Annotated in this window: 10 protein-coding genes; 7 read left to right on the top strand and 3 right to left on the bottom strand. The window is 63.3% G+C overall.

The features are described from left to right. The first annotated feature begins 1 nt into the window (after position 1). The 6 genes from AC07SU_RS23370 (at position 2) to AC07SU_RS23345 (ending at position 6,431) form a co-directional block, all read left to right on the top strand. Positions 2-901: a LysR family transcriptional regulator gene (locus AC07SU_RS23370; protein ID WP_494998361.1), complete on the top strand. Its 900-nt coding sequence runs from the start codon at positions 2-4 to the stop codon at positions 899-901. A gap of 137 nt (positions 902-1,038) precedes the next feature. Continuing rightward, positions 1,039-1,788, top strand: coding sequence for an SDR family NAD(P)-dependent oxidoreductase (locus AC07SU_RS23365; RefSeq protein WP_494998360.1), 750 nt, complete (start codon positions 1,039-1,041; stop codon positions 1,786-1,788). Between the two features lie 33 nt (positions 1,789-1,821). Continuing rightward, the gene (locus tag AC07SU_RS23360) at positions 1,822-2,931 is read left to right on the top strand and encodes an alkene reductase (protein ID WP_494998359.1); all 1,110 of its coding nucleotides are present in this window, start codon (positions 1,822-1,824) and stop codon (positions 2,929-2,931) included. A 145-nt stretch (positions 2,932-3,076) separates the two neighbouring features. Then, entirely contained in the window at positions 3,077-4,588 is a 1,512-nt protein-coding gene (locus tag AC07SU_RS23355; protein ID WP_494998358.1) for a class I adenylate-forming enzyme family protein, read from the top strand. A 98-nt stretch (positions 4,589-4,686) separates the two neighbouring features. Beyond that, on the top strand, positions 4,687-5,268 hold the full coding sequence (locus AC07SU_RS23350) for a LemA family protein (RefSeq protein WP_494998357.1): 582 nt from the start codon (positions 4,687-4,689) through the stop codon (positions 5,266-5,268). After that, a complete protein-coding gene (locus tag AC07SU_RS23345) occupies positions 5,265-6,431 on the top strand; it encodes a hypothetical protein (RefSeq protein WP_494998356.1) in 1,167 nt (388 codons plus the stop codon). Before AC07SU_RS23350 ends, AC07SU_RS23345 begins: the two co-directional genes overlap by 4 nt. Here the strand turns inward: AC07SU_RS23345 and pbpC are convergent, their stop codons facing one another. The 3 genes from pbpC to AC07SU_RS23330 all read right to left on the bottom strand — a co-directional run bounded on the left by pbpC (position 6,432) and on the right by AC07SU_RS23330 (position 15,228). Next, positions 6,432-8,729, bottom strand: a complete 2,298-nt coding sequence (gene pbpC, locus AC07SU_RS23340) for a penicillin-binding protein 1C (RefSeq protein WP_494998355.1) — start codon at positions 8,727-8,729, stop codon at positions 6,432-6,434. After that, positions 8,710-14,520, bottom strand: coding sequence for an alpha-2-macroglobulin (locus AC07SU_RS23335; protein WP_494998354.1), 5,811 nt, complete (start codon positions 14,518-14,520; stop codon positions 8,710-8,712). Before AC07SU_RS23335 ends, pbpC begins: the two co-directional genes overlap by 20 nt. Before the next feature lie 78 nt (positions 14,521-14,598). Continuing rightward, on the bottom strand, positions 14,599-15,228 hold the full coding sequence (locus AC07SU_RS23330; protein ID WP_494998353.1) for a LysE family translocator: 630 nt from the start codon (positions 15,226-15,228) through the stop codon (positions 14,599-14,601). Positions 15,229-15,364: 136 nt separating this feature from the next. Between AC07SU_RS23330 and AC07SU_RS23325 the strand changes: the two genes are divergently transcribed. Further along, the gene (locus AC07SU_RS23325; RefSeq protein ID WP_494998388.1) at positions 15,365-15,838 is read left to right on the top strand and encodes an Lrp/AsnC family transcriptional regulator; all 474 of its coding nucleotides are present in this window, start codon (positions 15,365-15,367) and stop codon (positions 15,836-15,838) included. Positions 15,839-15,905: the final 67 nt, after the last annotated feature.

Here is a 15,905-nt window from a genome sequence, read left to right as displayed (position 1 = left end):
CATGAATCGACTGGCTGCCATGGAAGCCCTGGTACGCGTCATCGAAACCGGTTCGTTTTCCGGTGCGGCACGCCAGCTTCACGTGGGGCAGCCGGCGATTTCAAAAGCCATCGCCCAGCTCGAAGAGCGGCTGGGTGTGCGCCTGCTGTTGCGTTCGACCCACGGCCTGACGCCCACCGAAGCCGGACAAAACTTCTACGAACACGCCAAACGTTCGATCGAAGAGGCCGACGAGGCGGACATGGCCGCGCGGGGTGCCGCGACGGCGCTCACCGGCCGTTTGCGGATTTGCGCCGCCGTGACCTTTGCACGGCTGCATATCGTGCCGCACCTGGGGCAGTTCCTCGCGGAGCACCCGTCGCTGGAGGTCGAGGTGGTGTTGGATGACCGCAACGTGGACCTCATCGAAGCCGGGATCGATGTGGCGCTGAGGATGGGCGACCTGGTCGACTCCGGTTTGACCGCCAGGAAAATCGCCCAGTCTCGCCGCCTGGTGCTCGGCACGCCGGCCTATTTCGAAAGCGCTGGCGAGCCGCAGGTACCTGCAGATGTAGCGTCCCATCAAGCCGTCGTCTACGACCAACGGGGCGGTGGCGCGGTGTGGGCGTTCCAGCAAGGCTCGGAAAAAACCACCGTGACCGTTCGCGGGCGACTGCGCATCAGTGCGGCTGAAGGTATTCGTGAAGCGGTGCTGGCGGGGCTGGGCCTCACCATCTCCTCCGAATGGATGTTCGCCCCCGAGCTAAAGGCCGGAACCGTGAAACCCGTGCTGCAAGACTGGACACTGCCCCCTATCGACCTGTGGGCCGTGTTCCCCACGGGTCGTCAGGCCAGCGCCAAGGCGCGGGCTTTTATTGCGTTCGTGGAATCGCGGATTGCAACGGCATCCCCGCCGACCTGATCCTCTTGCTCAAGGCCAAGCTATTCTGATCTGGAATAACCTTCATGCTTGGTCACCCTCTACAAGGCATGTGCCTCCCTCAGTACCGTTGAGTCCTTGGTCCGTAACCCACGGGCACTCATCAGGTGGAGCACTGCATGGCCAGGCTACAAGGCAAGGTCGCCGTCATCACAGGCGGCAACAGCGGTATCGGGCTGGCGACGGCCAAGCGTTTCGTCGATGAAGGCGCCAGCGTTTTCATCTTCGGCCGCCGCCAATCTGAACTGGACAACGCCGTCAGCCTGATTGGCGGCGACATCACGGCGGTGCAGGGCGACGCGTCCGAACCCCGCGACCTCGACCGGCTCTACGCCACGGTCGAGCAGGCGAAGGGCAAGCTGGATGTGCTCTTTGCCAACGCAGGTGTGGTGGAGCTTCGCCCCCTGGAAGCATTTTCTACCGAACACTACGACAAGACCTTCGACGTCAACGTGCGCGGCCTCGCGCTCACCGTGCAGAAGGCATTGCCGCTGCTGCGCGATGGCGCCAGTGTCATCCTCACCGGCTCGATTGCCGGAGTCAAAGGCTACCCCACCTACGGCACCTACAGCGCCAGCAAGGCAGCGGTCCGCTCGTTTGCTCGCACCTGGACGATGGAGCTGAAAGACCGCGGCATCCGGGTCAACACCATCAGCCCGGGCGCCATCGATACGCCGATCATGGACAGCCAGGTATCCACGCCCGAAGAGGCTGACGCCCTGCGCGTTCAGTTCGCACAAGCCACTCCCCTCGGACGCCTTGGCCGGCCTGAAGAGGTGGCATCGGTTGCCCTCTTTCTCGCCTCTGAAGACAGCAGCTTCGTGGCCGGTATCGACCTGTTTGTCGATGGCGGCATCGCCCAGGTCTAGTCACCGCATCCACTCAAAAACACGGAACTCATCATGACCAAGCTATTCAGCTCCACCCAAGTCGGCACCCTCAACCTGGCTCACCGCGTCGTGCTTGCACCGCTTACCCGCCTGCGCACCGAAACCGGCGATGTACCCGGCGACCTGATGGTCGAGTACTACACCCAGCGCGCCACCAAAGGCGGGCTGCTGATCGCCGAAGCCACCAGCGTGTCGCCCATGGGCATCGCTTATGCGCTCGCGCCCGGCATCTACACCGATGCGCAAGTGGCTGGCTGGAAGCGTGTGACCGACGCCGTGCACGCCAAGGGCGCCAGCATCTACCTGCAAATCTGGCACGGCGGCCGCCAGGCACACCCGGGCAACCTGGACGGTGCGCAACCCGTCGCCCCTTCGGCGATTCGCGGTGAAGAAAAATCGGTGATCCGCGACGGCGACAGCATCGCCGAGGTGGATCAGGTGGTGCCACGCGCGCTCAGGATCGACGAGATCCCGGGCGTTATCGAAGAATTCCGCCGTGGCGCAGAACGCGCCAAGGCCGCAGGCTTTGACGGCGTAGAACTGCATGGCGCCAACGGCTACCTGCCGGATCAGTTCCTGCAGGACGGCTCCAACCACCGCGACGACGCTTATGGCGGCCCGATCGAGAACCGCGCGCGGTTCATGCTCGAAGTCGTCGAGGCACTGGTCTCGGTGTGGGGCGGCAATCGCGTTGCCGTGCGCATCTCACCGAGCGGCCAGTTCGGCACCATGTCGGACAGCAACCCGGCCGCGACCTTCGGTTACCTGGCCGAGGCACTCAACCGCTTTGGCCTGGCCTACCTGCACGTCATCGAGCCGCGCATTCGCGGTTACGAAGACATCGAGCTGAACGTCCCCGCCGTGGCCTCCAAAAGCCTGCGCGGTATCTTCAAGGGACCGATCCTGGCGGCCGGCGGATTCTCACGGGAAACCGCCGAAGAAATCATCGCGGCGGGCGATGCCGACCTGGTCGCGTTCGGTCGGCTCTTCATCTCCAACCCCGACCTGCCAGAGCGCCTGCGCAGCGGCGCGCCGCTCAATGATTACGACCGCAATACCTTCTACGGCGGCCGTGGTGAGGGTTACATCGATTACAGCTTCCTCGACGAAGTCGTCGCCTGACGCTGTCTTTGTGGCGAGGGAACAAGCGCCCTCGCCACACGGATGTGTACGCACGATTGAGCGTAAACGAACCTTCACGAAATAAACCGGCCCTTCCAGGTGTTCCCTTGGGGAGAACGCGCCAAGCCACCCCTGGAAGACCATCATGCTGACCTGTTTCGAACCCCTTGAAGCCCTGTCCGCCTCGCAAGCCCCGTTGCAGGCACTGTTCCAGCACGCGGCCGAACGGCCCAATGCCATTGCTCTGATTGCCGACGGTGACGTGTGGTCCTATCACCGCCTGGCCGGTGAGGTGGTGCGCCTGAGCAATGGGTTCAAGCGTGAGGGCGTCGAGCCGGGTGATCGTATCGTCATGCTGGTGCGCACTTCGCCGCTGTATGCGGTGTTCCTGTTTGCCGCGATGATGAGCGGCGCAATCATGGTGCCGCTCAAGACTGAATTCACTGCGCGGGAGCTGGAGGAGTTCCTGGGCTGGCTGCGGCCTCGGCTGTTTATCCATGAAGCGGATTTGCAATCCGTCATCGCACAGATAGACGACGCGGCTATCGAACGCACGCGCACCTTCAGCAGCACGAGCTGGCACGCGCTGCTGGGCGAAGGCAGCCCGCAAACGGCGGCAGTGCCCGGTGATATCGACTCAACCTGCCTGCTGTTGGCAACCTCTGGCACCACCGGCATGCCCAAGCTGGTGGCCTACAACCAGCGTGCGATTGCCCACGTGGTCAGCGCCTTGGGCGCGTGGCAGCTGGATCTGGACTCGTGCACCCTCGGCAGCACGCCGGTGGCCCATGTGTCTGGCTCGTTCGTGTTGATGGCGACGATCATCAAGGGCTGCCAGGAAGTCATGTTCAGCCGCTTCGATGCCGACAAACTGCTCGACGCCATCGAGCAAGAGGGCGGCTCCATGCTGTTTGTCGCGCCGTTCATCTGCCCGCCGCTGGTGGACGCCCAGCGCAAGCGCCCACGGGATCTCAGCTCGTTGAAAGTCTGCGGGATTGGCGGCGACGCGTGCCGGCCGATGGTGGCCGAGACTTTTCAGGACACCTTTGACCTGCGCCTGAACAACACCTATGGCCTGACGGAATGCCTGGGCAGCATGGCCTTCGGCTCCGCCTGGGACACCCTCACCGCCGTGCCTGGGCGCGCGCGCCTGGTGGATGCCAACGGCGTGGCCGTGGCACCGGGCGAGGTGGGCGAATTGCAGATGTGCGGCCCCAACCTGAGCCTCGGCTACTGGACCGGCCCCGGCGACATCATCAGCCACAGCCGTGATGGCTGGTTTTCATCCGGCGACCTGATGCAGCAGGAACCCAACGGCGAGTTTCGTTTTGTGGGGCGCTGCAAAGACCAGATCGTCTGCTTCACCGACAAGATCTCCCCGGTGGAAGTGGAAAACCAACTGATCCTGCACCCGGCAATCGCCGACGCTGCCGTGGCCGGCGCGCCGGATTGCAACGCCGGGCAACGCGTGGTGGTGCTGGTCAAGCTTGAACAGGAGGCTGCCGGCACCACGGCGGATGAACTTCTCGCCTGGCTGCGCACGCGCCTGGCGCCGTTCAAGTTGCCCCAGCGCATCGTGTTGAGCCAGACCATCCCGCGTAATGCGCTGGGCAAGGTGGACCGGAATGAGGTGGTGCGAATGGCCCAATCCAATTAACGACCTCTTGTCGAATCTGTGGGCTACTGCCGAGCGCAGGGTCCGGCTTTAACCCTAGAATGCCCCCTGTGGATAACTCACCCAGGGACGCGCTCACCATGAATATCGAACTGCTAATCGCCGGCATCGTTGTGCTGATCATTGTCGTCGGCCTGGTGGGCTGGATGGTGGGGGTCTACAACAGCCTGGTGATGCGGCGTAACGACGTGGATAAAGCGTTCGCCAACATCGATGTGCTGCTCAAGCAGCGGGCCGATCAGATCCCGGACCTGATGCGTGTGGTGCAGACCGCCATGAATCACGAGCATGCGCTGTTCACCCGGCTCAGCGATGCGCGCCAGCAGTACCTGAATGCCAGCAGCCTCAACGACAAGGTCGATGCTTCCAACCAGTTGAACGCGGCGCTCAAGTCGGTGATTGCGGTGGCGGAGGGTTACCCGACGTTGATCTCCGGCCCCAACATGGTCGAGTTGCAGCAAGCCATCTCGGCCGTGGAGGAGCGCATTGCCGACCGCCGTGAGTTCTTCAATGAGTCGGTCAACCTCTACAACATCGCCATTGCGGTGTTCCCCGACCTGTTCTTTGCGCGGATGCTCAGCTATCAGCGCATCCCGCTGCTGGCCATCAGTGCCGAAGAAACCCGTTACGAAGGCGTGAAGCTTGAGGTGCCGGGGGCATGAAAACCACTCAGGCGGGCGTTGTGGTGAAAAAGCCGAAGTGGAAAACGGCGCTGGGCCTGATGTTCCTCGCCGGTTTTATCGCCTTGATGGTGTACGCGCCGAACATCCTGATCGCGCTGTTTTTCCCGATGCTCATCCTGATCGGCCTGCTGGTCAGCTTTGGCCCCAACTTCTACAAAACCGAACAGCGCCTGGCCACCAGCCAGATACGCTCGTTGGCCATGGGCCTGGTGGAGGTGCGCGGCAAGGTCATTGCGGACAAGACGATGCTGTCGCCGGTCAATGGCAAGCCGTGCGTGGGTTATGTGTGGATTGTCGAAGAGGGCACCCAAGACAAAGATGGCGATTGGAGCTGGAGCCGAGTGTCTGGCGAGGCGCGCTGCAATGACTTTCGCCTGAAGGACGCCAGCGGTGAGGTGGCGGTGATTGCCGAGGGTATTGACCTGTTCGGCAATAAATCGCCCGACGAATACGCGTTGCTGGGCAGTTCCCGACGCCAGGGCGAACTTCTGCTGGTGCAGGACCTGGACGTGATGCTGATCGGCGACGCCTGTGAGCGCGATGGCCATACGGTAATCGCACAGGGCAAGGACCCGAAAGCCGTGTTCGGCGCGGCGTTGACCGCCGATGTGGAAAACCGCCGCGTGCTGGCGCCGTTGTGGCGTGCCGGTGGCTTCTATGGCGCGATAGTCGGGCTGCTCGGCGTCGGCGTGATGGCCATGACCCCGGCCCATTTTGCGCAACTGCATTTACCGGGGCCCGACACTTATCCACAGATGGCCGGACAGGGTCCGGTGTATCAGTTGCTCGCCTGGCTATACCGCGAAGGTGGTTTTCCGATTCCGTTCATGGCGGCGTTCGGCTTCATGCTGACGATTTTCATGGTGCTGATCTGGACCCGGTTGTTGCTGCCCAAAGGGATACGCCTGGCCGTGGGACGTGTACTCGGCGCGTGGGCGGCGTTGGGAGCGGTCATCGGCGGGGTGGTGGCCTTGCTGCTGTTTGTCGCCCATGTGGATGCATTGAAGCAATTTTTGATCTGGATGCTGATCTTGCTCGGCACCCTGGCGTTCTCGCTGTTTGAGCAACGCAAGATGGGCGTGGCGTATCAACATTTTGCCAAGCGCGTGAGCAAAGGCAGTTTCAGCGACGAAGACGCCTGATCAGGGCACAAACTCCACTTTCAGCCCCCGGCTGGTGCTGCGCCCCTGATCATCGGTGACCCGCAACCGATACTCCCCCGACTTGCCCGGCCGCCAGTTCAACAGGGCTTGCGGCGGGCCCTGGGCGATCAGGGTCTGGTCGGCGAACCAGTACAGCGTCGTTGCATCGCTGGCGGCGTTGGCGTTCAGCGGGATGCTTTCCTGGGGTTGAGACAGGCGCAACTGATAGCTCACCTGGGTCAGTGGCGAGCGGATCTGCGGCGCTTCGCTCGTGTCACTGATGCGAGTGGGCTGGCAGTTTTTCATCACGTTGGGTGGCGTGCGCCGAGGCAGGCCGGCTGCGCGGTACAGGCGTTGCACGTCGCTGGGCCAGAATTCGAAGACTTCTTCACGGGTGTATTGGGCATCGAAGGGCGGGCACGCGGCCTTGCCGGTGCGGGTGTCGATCAGCACCGGGCGATGCAGGTTGGACACGCGAATCGGCGAGACGCCGGGGATGTACCAGGTCTTGCGGGTTTGCGGGCACCAGCGGTTGGGCAACTCGCCGGACGCGGCGCAGACGTCGATGCGCACCAGCCCCACGGGTGGCTTGTCGGGTTTGATCACCACGTTGGGCAACGCCAGGGGCAACGCGTCGGCGATGCGGAAGAACAACGGCGCGGCGGTCTTGGCCCCGATAAACGCCGGGTTCGGCCGGCCATCGAAGTTGCCCACCCACACCACCAGCACGTAGGGGCCCACCAGGCCGGCACTCCACGCATCGTGAAACCCCCAGGAGGTGCCTGTTTTCCAGGCGGTGCGCCAATGACGGCTCGGCAACCCGTCGGGGCGTGGGTTGCGGCGCAACATGTCGCGCACCATGAATGCTGCTTGGGGCGTGAGCAACTGTGGGCCGGTGGATTGAGGCTGTTCCTGCAGATAGCGCAACGGGCGCGAATGCCCGTCGCCGGCCAGCATCACGTACAGGCGGGCCAGCTCTTCCGGGGTCATCTCGCCGCCGCCGAGCGCCAGGGCCAGGCCGTAATGGCTTTCGTCGCGCAGGCCCTTGATGCCGGCGCGTTGCAGCAACCCGTACAACGAAGGTGATTTCACCTGGCTGGCCAGCCACACGGCCGGGATATTGCGACTACGGATCAACGCATCCCGCGCCGTCAGTGGCCCGACAAAACTGCCGTCGAAATTTTCCGGCTGGAAGTAGCCGAAGTTACTCGGCAGGTCCTTGAGGATGCTCATGGGGTGAATCACCCCCTGATCCAGTGCCAGCCCATACAGGAACGGCTTGAGCGTCGACCCGGGCGAGCGCCGCGACAGTACACCGTTGACCTGGCCGTGGATGCCTGTGGATAAGTAGTCCGCCGAGCCCACCAGTGCCTTGACGCTTTGGTCGCGGCTGTCGATCAGGATGGCCGTGGCGTTTTCCACACCGGTGCTGCGTCGTTCGGCGATAAAGCCTGTGATCAGGCGTTCCAGTAACTGCTGCAGTGGTAGGTTGAGTGTGCTGTTGAGCTCGTTGCCCGGCTGGGACGCCAGCAGCTGTTCACTCAGGTGCGGCGCCAGGAACGGGATCTGCTGGCGGTTGCGCGCTTCCAGGGGCAAGTCCAGCAAGCTGTCGTTGCGCGGGTCCTGTGGATAAGTGGCGCGCCAGTCGGCCATCAAGCGCAGCCTGGCGTTTTGCAGCGACGGCCCGAAGCGCGCGCGCCGCCCGGGTTGCTGAGGGATCACGGCCAGTGCCAGCGATTCAGACAACGAAAGCTGCGCCGCCGACTTGCCAAAATAGATGCGGCTGGCCGCCTCGGCGCCTTCGATATTGCCGCCCATGGGCGCCAGGTTCAGGTAGGCCTCAAGGATGTCGTGCTTGCTGTAGCGTGCTTCCAGCCACAGCGCCAGGGCCATCTGCTGCACCTTGCCGGGGACCTGGCGGGTGTTGAGGTCCCACAGGCGTCGTGCTAACTGCATGCTCAAGGTCGAGCCGCCCTGGCGCTGGCCACCGCTGTAAGTAGCCATGGCCGCCCGCAGCAATGCCGGAGGATTAACCCCCGGGTGCCAGTAGAAATTACGGTCTTCCTTGAGCAACAAGGCTTCGACCAATGAAGGCGACATCCGCTCCAGGGGTAGCCACAAGCGGTACTGCCCGTCGTCCGCCAGTGTCATGCGCAGCAGTGAGCCGTCGTCGGCCAGCACCACCCGTGATGAGGTCACGGCCTGTTCCAGCGGGGCGTGCGGCCAAAGCCGCAACCCCGCCAGCACCACCGCCGCTGCAAACAGCGGCGCCAGGCGTTTAAGGCTTGGTAATTTCAAGCTGGCCTACTTTGCCGCGCCCTTGCAGGGTGGTTTCGTACATGCCTTCGGCGTAGGCCGGTGGCGTATTGAAGGTCCCGGCGTTGGTGGCGCGCACGCGGTACACGAAAGTGCCTACATCGCGCAGCGCGGTGCCGTACAACACCACTCGGTCATCACGCACGTCGACGTAGTCCGGCTGCCAGTTACTCAGCTCGGTTTCGCCGATCGGCGCTTGCCAGGCATCGGCCTCTTGGTTGTCTTCGCTGGTTTCCACGTACTCGGCATCGTCGCCTTCACTTTCCTCGGTGCTCGCGGCTTCCGGCTCCGACGGCAGGTTATACACAGGCTCGACCCCGCCCGGCAGCAGGTCGACCACGGCCACCTGTTGCACTTGATCGCGGTCGGTAGCCCGCAGGCGCAGGCGCACCAGGAACTCATCGCCGACGGCGACTTTGCTCACCGGGTCGCCCTTGAGGTCGAGGTATTCGTGGATGATTTCCAGGCCGTTGGTGATCGACTTGAGCTTGGCACCCTTGTCGAAGCCGGCTTCGCTGAGCATGTAGAACGCGGCCGGGCCGTCGGTTTTTTCCATTACCAGTTTCTGCGTGGCGCTCGGCACGGCCGCGCGGGGTGGCTGGCCAGCCATTTCCAGCAATTGCTGTTGTTTGTCACTCAGCCACGCGGTGGCCTTGAGGGTCATGTCGCTTTGCGCACGTTGGCCGTAGTTATCCAGCGCACGCAGCAACAGCGCGGCCGACAGCGAGTTGTAACGCTGTTCGTTGAGACGTTTGCCGAGTTTATCCAGCAGCGCCGTCGGCACGTCGTCGATCATCTCCGGGAAGTGCCGCGCCAGCAGGTGCAGGTGCTCTGCGTCGTGCACCAGCGGGTCGTAGTACAGACCGTCGCTGTCCCACTTATCCACAAGGGAGCGCCACGGGATTTTGCGGAACAGCGTGTCGGCCTGGCGATCCTGCTTGAGCAGCTTGTAGCTGGCGGCCAGGTACGCGGCGCCCAGGTCGTTCTGCCAGGTGTCCTTGAAGTAGCTCTCGTAGCGCTCGCGGATATCACTCAAGGCGCCGCTCACCAGAATCCCCTGACGACTCAGCAGGTAACTGGCGTAGGCGCGGTTGCGCAATTCCGACAAGCCTTCGCTCGGGCCGTTGGCCAGGTCGGTCAGGTACGCATTGGACCGCACCAGCAGGTCCTCCGGCACTGGCAGCCCACGTTCCTTGGCTTCGATCAGGAAGTCAGTGGCGTACAGGCTGGCGTAAGGCGCTACGTCCGGGTTGGCGGCCCACAGACCAAAACCACCGGCCCCGTTCTGACGCTGGCGCAACATGCGCACCGCGCCTGTGAACGCCTGTTCGGCTTCCGGCGCGTTGCCACCCCAGATCAGCGCCGGCATGGCCTTGGACACCAATTGCTCGGTGCAGGCATAGCCGTAGTCGTCCAGGTAATGCTTGAGGCCGTTGGCCCATACCAGCGGCGACGCGGCGACGCCCACTTGCACATCGCGCAGTTGGCTGAACAGCTCGCGGGTGGGCTTGAGCTCTTTGCTGGCGCTGTCGAAACGGCCCAGGCTCAAGGCCACGCGGTGCTCGCTCAGTGGGCGGATCGAGGTGGTTTCCGCCACCTGGATACGTTTGCCATCCGGCAGCACGGCGACAAAGCGCAGGTCCGCCGAACCCAGGGTTTCGCCGACCTTGATCTTGAACTCAGCCGTGCCTTCCTTGCGCGGTTGCAGCGACAGCGTGCTGCCCTTGTCGCCCTGAACGTTCAAGCCGTCGCTGGTCTGCAGTTCAAACTTCACATCCGCCGCGGCGTCGAGGTTGCTGAACACCCCGGCGCTCACGTTGAACACATCGCCCGGCGCTACAAAAGCGGGGACGTTTGGCGTGATCACGATCGGCCCGCGCACTTCCGTGTTGGCGTCGTTGACGCCGACACTGTCGTTATCCACCGCCACTGCAAACAGGTGCAGTTTGCCGTTGAAGCTGTCCGGCACCTGGTAGTGCAGCACGGTTTCACCGTCCGGCAGGTCCACCAAGCCGGACCACCACGCCACAGGCGGCTGGTGTTTACGCTTGAACGGATTGAGGTGGTTGGCCAGCGCGCCTTCTGTATCACCACCAGGCGCTGCCCCACTGAGCAGGCGGCTGAATTCCGGCAGGATCAGGTCAAGGATCTGACTGGTGCCGACCTCCAACGCACGTTTCTGGAAGAAGAAGCCCAGCGGGTCCGGCGTCTGGTAGCGCGCCACTTGCAGGATGCCTTCGTCCACCGCGTAAACCACGGCACGGCCCGGGCGGTCGGCGGTGACCTTGATGTCCAGGGTCTGCCCCGGCTCGATCTTCGCCGGGCCTTCGACCTTCAGCGCCATGCGCCGCGCATCCAGGTTGATGCTGAACGGCACCACGCCATAGGACAGCGGGCTCATGTATACCTCGGCCGAACCCATGTCCCGCACAAACTGCACGTTGACGTAGGCATTGCCCTCAAGCCCCGCTGGCACACGGATGTGCTGCACGCTGTTGGTGCTGTCGGCCTTGAACCACTGCTGGGTGTAGACCTTGTCGCGCTCGATGGTGATCAAGCCCGCGCCGGTGTACGGCGCGCGGATGCTGATGGCGATCTCATCACCGGTGGCATAGCTGCGTTTATCCAGGCGCAGTTGCAGTTCGGCGTTGCGCTCCAGGGAGCGCGAAGTGTTGCCGCGCCCGGCCACGCTGTAGTCGATCTGGTTGAGCAGGTTGCCGTTGGCGTCCTTGAGTTGCAGGGTGAAATCCCCCGGCGTACCGGTGTTCAGGGCCTGCTTGGCGCCGTCTTTGGTCATCACCAGCGGTGAAGCCGGTTGGCTGATGTTCTTGATGCGCGACTCGTATTTGTAGGTGCCGTTGGACTGCTTCACCAGCACCGACACGTAACGGTGTTCCACCACTTCAGTGGTCAGGCCGTCTACCGCGAGCGGCGTAAGGTCTGGCGCGACGGCCAGCCATTGCACCTGGCGCGGCGCATCCTTGGCGACGTACGACAGCGAATCCTGACTTTTCACACCGACCAGGTAAGGCGCGGACGACACCAGCAAGGCGTTTTGCGCCGCCACATTACGACCGCCCTCGGCTTCGAACACCTGGGTCATCACCTGCAGGCGATAGGTGCTGTTGGCGAAGCGTTGCAGGTTGAGGTCGAGCGTGGCCTGGCCGTTGTCATCCACGGTGGTTTCGGCCAGGTCTTCGGTGCTGGCGTCTTCCAGGGCGTTGTTCAGGCGGAAGCGGTAATCCGGGTAGCGGTCGAACGCCGCGAGCGTTGGGCTCAGGGACATTTTCGCGGTGACGCGGCGGCCGGACGCCGGGGCGCCGAACAGGTGCATGGCGGTGACCTTGGCCACCACCTGGTCCGGTGGAATCCAACCCAGCACCGGCGTGTCGTGCAGGCTCAGGCTGACCTTCATGCGGTCCGGCTCGAAATCCCGCACCTTGAAGCTGACACTGCCCAGGTCGGTGCGGGTCTGCTTCTCGCCAATCAACTGCAAGGTCGCGGTGTACTCACCGGCGGGGGCGACTTCGCTGCTGGGGAAATCAAAGGTTTCAAAGCCGCTGGCCGACAGTTTCAGGGGTTGGCGAATCACTTCCAGGCCCCGTGGGTCGGTGATTTGCAGCTCGACGGGCAAGCCCTGCAGGGCGCCTTTCCAGTTGCCGCTGCGCACGATCATGCCCAGGTGCGCGGTCTCGCCCGGCCGGTACAGGCCACGGTCGGTGAACAGGTAGGCGCTGAGACGATCAATCGCACCGTCCTCTTCCAAACCGCCTACGTCGAAGCGCGACAAATCCAACTGTTGGGACTGGCGGGCAATCGGCAGGAACGACTGATCATTGCCCCGTGTGACCACATACATCAGCGGGGTTTTCTCACGGCGCAGTTCATCCAGCTTGGCGAAATGCGCGTGGCCTTCGGCGTCGGTGCGGCCGCTGCTCACCGGTAAGCCGTTGCGGCCAATGATGTCGACTTGGGCGTCAGACACCGGCGAACCGTTGCCGATGGACTGCACATACACGTCATGGCTGCCGTCACTGGAGCGCTTGGCGATGATGCCGAGGTCCGTCACCACGATGAAGCGCAGGTCGCTGGTGCTGCTGCGGTCGTACTCGAACGTGCGGGTGGCCGGGTCATCCTGAGGGCTGAGCTTGAGCACAAAAATGCCGCGACGCCCGCCGTTAGCGGTGAGGTAGTGGCTGAGGTCCACATTGTCGTAGACGGTTTTCGCAGGGTCGTTGGACGACAGGGGAATGTCCAGCGACTGACGCTCAACCATGCGGTCGAAGTATTCGTTGCCAAAGTTCGGCCGGGCAAAGCTGCCGCTGCTCTGGTCCACCAGGTGCTGCAACTGGTTAGGCAGCAGGCGGGCGATTTCCACGTGGGCGCCGGGCACGCCACGGGCCATGAAGCCCAGGCGTTTTTCGCCGTTGAGGCTGAGCAACGCGCCGTCAGACAGGAACTGCAGGGTGCGTGGGTACGCCGGCATGCTGATCAGCGACGCCGTAGGATTTTTCGCCAGGTAGCCGCCGATGGCTTCCAGGTTGGCAGGCACGCGCACGTAAATGGCGCGACCGGCCGGAGCCTTGAACTTGAAGGCGTGCAGGGTGTTCAGCGGTTCGACGCTGGGCACGTGGGTCAGGGTGACCTTGGTGCTGCGGGCCAGCAGGGCGTCGTCGATGTCGTTGCTGTTATAGGGGCGCGTGTCGTCCTGGGCTTTTTCCGGCAGCAACCAGGCCTGGACCTTACCGGCGATGGTTTCATCGGCGACGGCGCTGGAACTGCTGAACATCAGCACCGGCTCCGGCTCGCCGCGTTGGTTGTCGACAAAACTCACGTCGGCGCCGGTGAACGTCAGGCGATAGCGGCCGGGCACGGTGACTTCCGAGACCAGCGGCGCGGTGCTGGCGTTGCCGCCATCACGGGCCTTGATGCCTTCATCGAGCTTGGCACTCACCGGCGTGCTTTCCAGCGGCGTCGCCAAGGCGGCGGAGCGGACGTAGGCGTTGAGCCTGGTGTCGTCGAAGGTGACTTCCGGGCGGTTGGGCAACTGGGCGTCGCGGTAGGCCAGGCCTTTGCCGAGGGTCACCGACACGCGTTTACGCAGGTTGTCTTCATCCACCGGGTGGGAAAAATGGAAGGTCGCCACCAGTTGTTTCAGCGTCGGGTTGGACGGGTCCTGGTACAGCTCGTTTTGCGCCAGGGTGGCGCGGAACGGTTGGGTGGAAAACTGGCTGCTGTACTGGCTGAGCAATACGCCGTCGGCCAGCAGCTTTTTCTTGGCCAGGTCCAGGGTGTAATGGGCGTCTATCGGCCAGTCTTTTTCCGGCACGAACTGCAGGGTGCGGTCATCGGACCAGCGCCAGGCGCCCGCCACCGGTGGTTTGAGGGTGATGCCTTCTGTGACCGGCTTGCCAATGGCAGCCAGTGGGGCCACGGACTCGGCAAAGCGCACCTGCAAGTTATCCACAACCGGTGGTTGCTGGGTGTAGTCGGTCAGGTTCGGCTTGTGCAGCGAGTAACCCACGGTGTGGGGCTGCGGCAGGTGGGAATACCACTGCCAGCCATAGAAGCCGGCGCCGGCCAGTAACGCCAGGCCCAGCACGCCAGCACCGGCTTGGCGCGGATAGGCGCGGGCCTTGTGGCCCAGGTTCGCCAGGCCACGGCCGATAGCGCGCAGCCAGAACGGCGGATGCCATTCGCCAAAGACGGCCCCCACCACAGTCAGTAACGCACTGGTCATACGGCGGCTGATCGCTTTCAACGAATCGAACATGGTGAGCATCCCTGGCTAAGTGCGGCGTATCTTACACGCGTCTTTGATACAAAAGATGACGTGGATACGCCGGACCGCTCAGGCGTGTTGCACAAAGGTGAGGCGTACCGCAAAACCGATCAAAAGACTGCCGAACAACCATTGTTGCACCCGCTGCGCCGAACGATTGCGCGCCAGCCATCGGCCGATGCGCGCACCGGCCAGGGCGTAGCAGCAGTCGAAGGCAAAACCGACCGCCACCAGGATCACACCCAGCAAGGCAAACTGCGCCGCCACCGGGCCGGCCTGCGGGTTGATGAACTGCGGCAGCAGCACCGAACAGAACAGCAGCGCCTTGGGGTTGAGCAGGTTGGTCAACAGGCCACGCTGGAAGGCTTCGCGCCAGGCGTGGGCCTGTGTGATGGCGTGTGTCGGGTCGAGGTTGGGCAACAGGTTCGCGCGCAGGCATTGCACACCCAACCACAACAGGTAGGCCGCACCGCCCAGGCGCACCACGTCAAACGTCCACGGCGCCACCTTGAACAGCGTCGCCAAGCCCATGCCGGCCAACGCCACGTGGCACGCCCGGGCAGCCCCCAGGCCAATCGCCGTGGTCAACGCCAAAGCCTTGCCCTGGCGGGCGCCGGTTTGCAGCAGCAGGATCATGTCCGGCCCCGGCAGCAGATACACCACCGAAAGAGCCACCAAAAACAACCAGAGTTCCGCCATGTTTCACCCCCTTGAATAGTTGGCAAATTCTAGGGCGCAAGGGTGGGGCAGGTGGTTGCGTAGTCAGCTGATAAATCGGCTAGTCTTGGCACTATCTACCACTAACAACTACAAAGACCATTCACTTATGCCAAATCTGAAACTCGATGCCTTTGACCGCAAGATTCTAGAAGCCCTGCAACGGGATGGTCGCCTGAGCAACGTGCAACTGGCCGACGAGATTGGCCTTTCTGCATCACCTTGCCTGCGCCGCGTGCGTCTGCTCGAAGAAGCCGGGGTCATTCGGGGCTACCAGGCCACACTGGATCGCGATGAAGTGGGCCTGGGCATGATGGTGTTTGTGGGCGTGAAGGTAGAGCGGCATAACGACACCGAGGCCAATTCCTTTCGTGAGGCGGTGACGGCACTGCCCGAGGTGATCTCGGCGTTCCTGGTGTCGGGGGAGTCGGACTTTCTGTTGCAGGTGGTGGTGCCGGATTTGCGCGGGTATGAACGGTTTGTCACCGGCAGCCTTTTGAAGCTGCCGGGGGTGAGGGATATCCGCAGCAACTTCGCGATCCAGACCGTGAAGACCCCCGGAGCGTTGCCGTTGGGCCATCTACCCACCTAACGGCCCACCACGCCACCCCCTGTAGGAGCCGGCTTGCCGGCGATGAGGCCCTTAAGGACGCCATCGC

This window comes from Pseudomonas sp. GW821-FHT05H12 (genome assembly GCF_059419385.1).
Note: the sequence above shows the minus strand (reverse complement) of the source record. Positions and strands in the feature narration are given on the sequence as shown.

Excerpts from the sequence above, each read along its gene's own strand:
- AC07SU_RS23350 (WP_494998357.1), top strand. The coding sequence starts at position 4,687 with ATGAATATCGAACTGCTAATCGCCGGCATCGTTGTGCTGATCATTGTC.
- AC07SU_RS23365 (WP_494998360.1), top strand. The coding sequence starts at position 1,039 with ATGGCCAGGCTACAAGGCAAGGTCGCCGTCATCACAGGCGGCAACAGC.
- AC07SU_RS23330 (WP_494998353.1), bottom strand. The coding sequence starts at position 15,228 with ATGGCGGAACTCTGGTTGTTTTTGGTGGCTCTTTCGGTGGTGTATCTG.
- AC07SU_RS23370 (WP_494998361.1), top strand. The coding sequence starts at position 2 with ATGAATCGACTGGCTGCCATGGAAGCCCTGGTACGCGTCATCGAAACC.
- AC07SU_RS23345 (WP_494998356.1), top strand. The coding sequence starts at position 5,265 with ATGAAAACCACTCAGGCGGGCGTTGTGGTGAAAAAGCCGAAGTGGAAA.
- AC07SU_RS23355 (WP_494998358.1), top strand. The coding sequence starts at position 3,077 with ATGCTGACCTGTTTCGAACCCCTTGAAGCCCTGTCCGCCTCGCAAGCC.
- AC07SU_RS23335 (WP_494998354.1), bottom strand. The coding sequence starts at position 14,520 with ATGTTCGATTCGTTGAAAGCGATCAGCCGCCGTATGACCAGTGCGTTA.
- AC07SU_RS23360 (WP_494998359.1), top strand. The coding sequence starts at position 1,822 with ATGACCAAGCTATTCAGCTCCACCCAAGTCGGCACCCTCAACCTGGCT.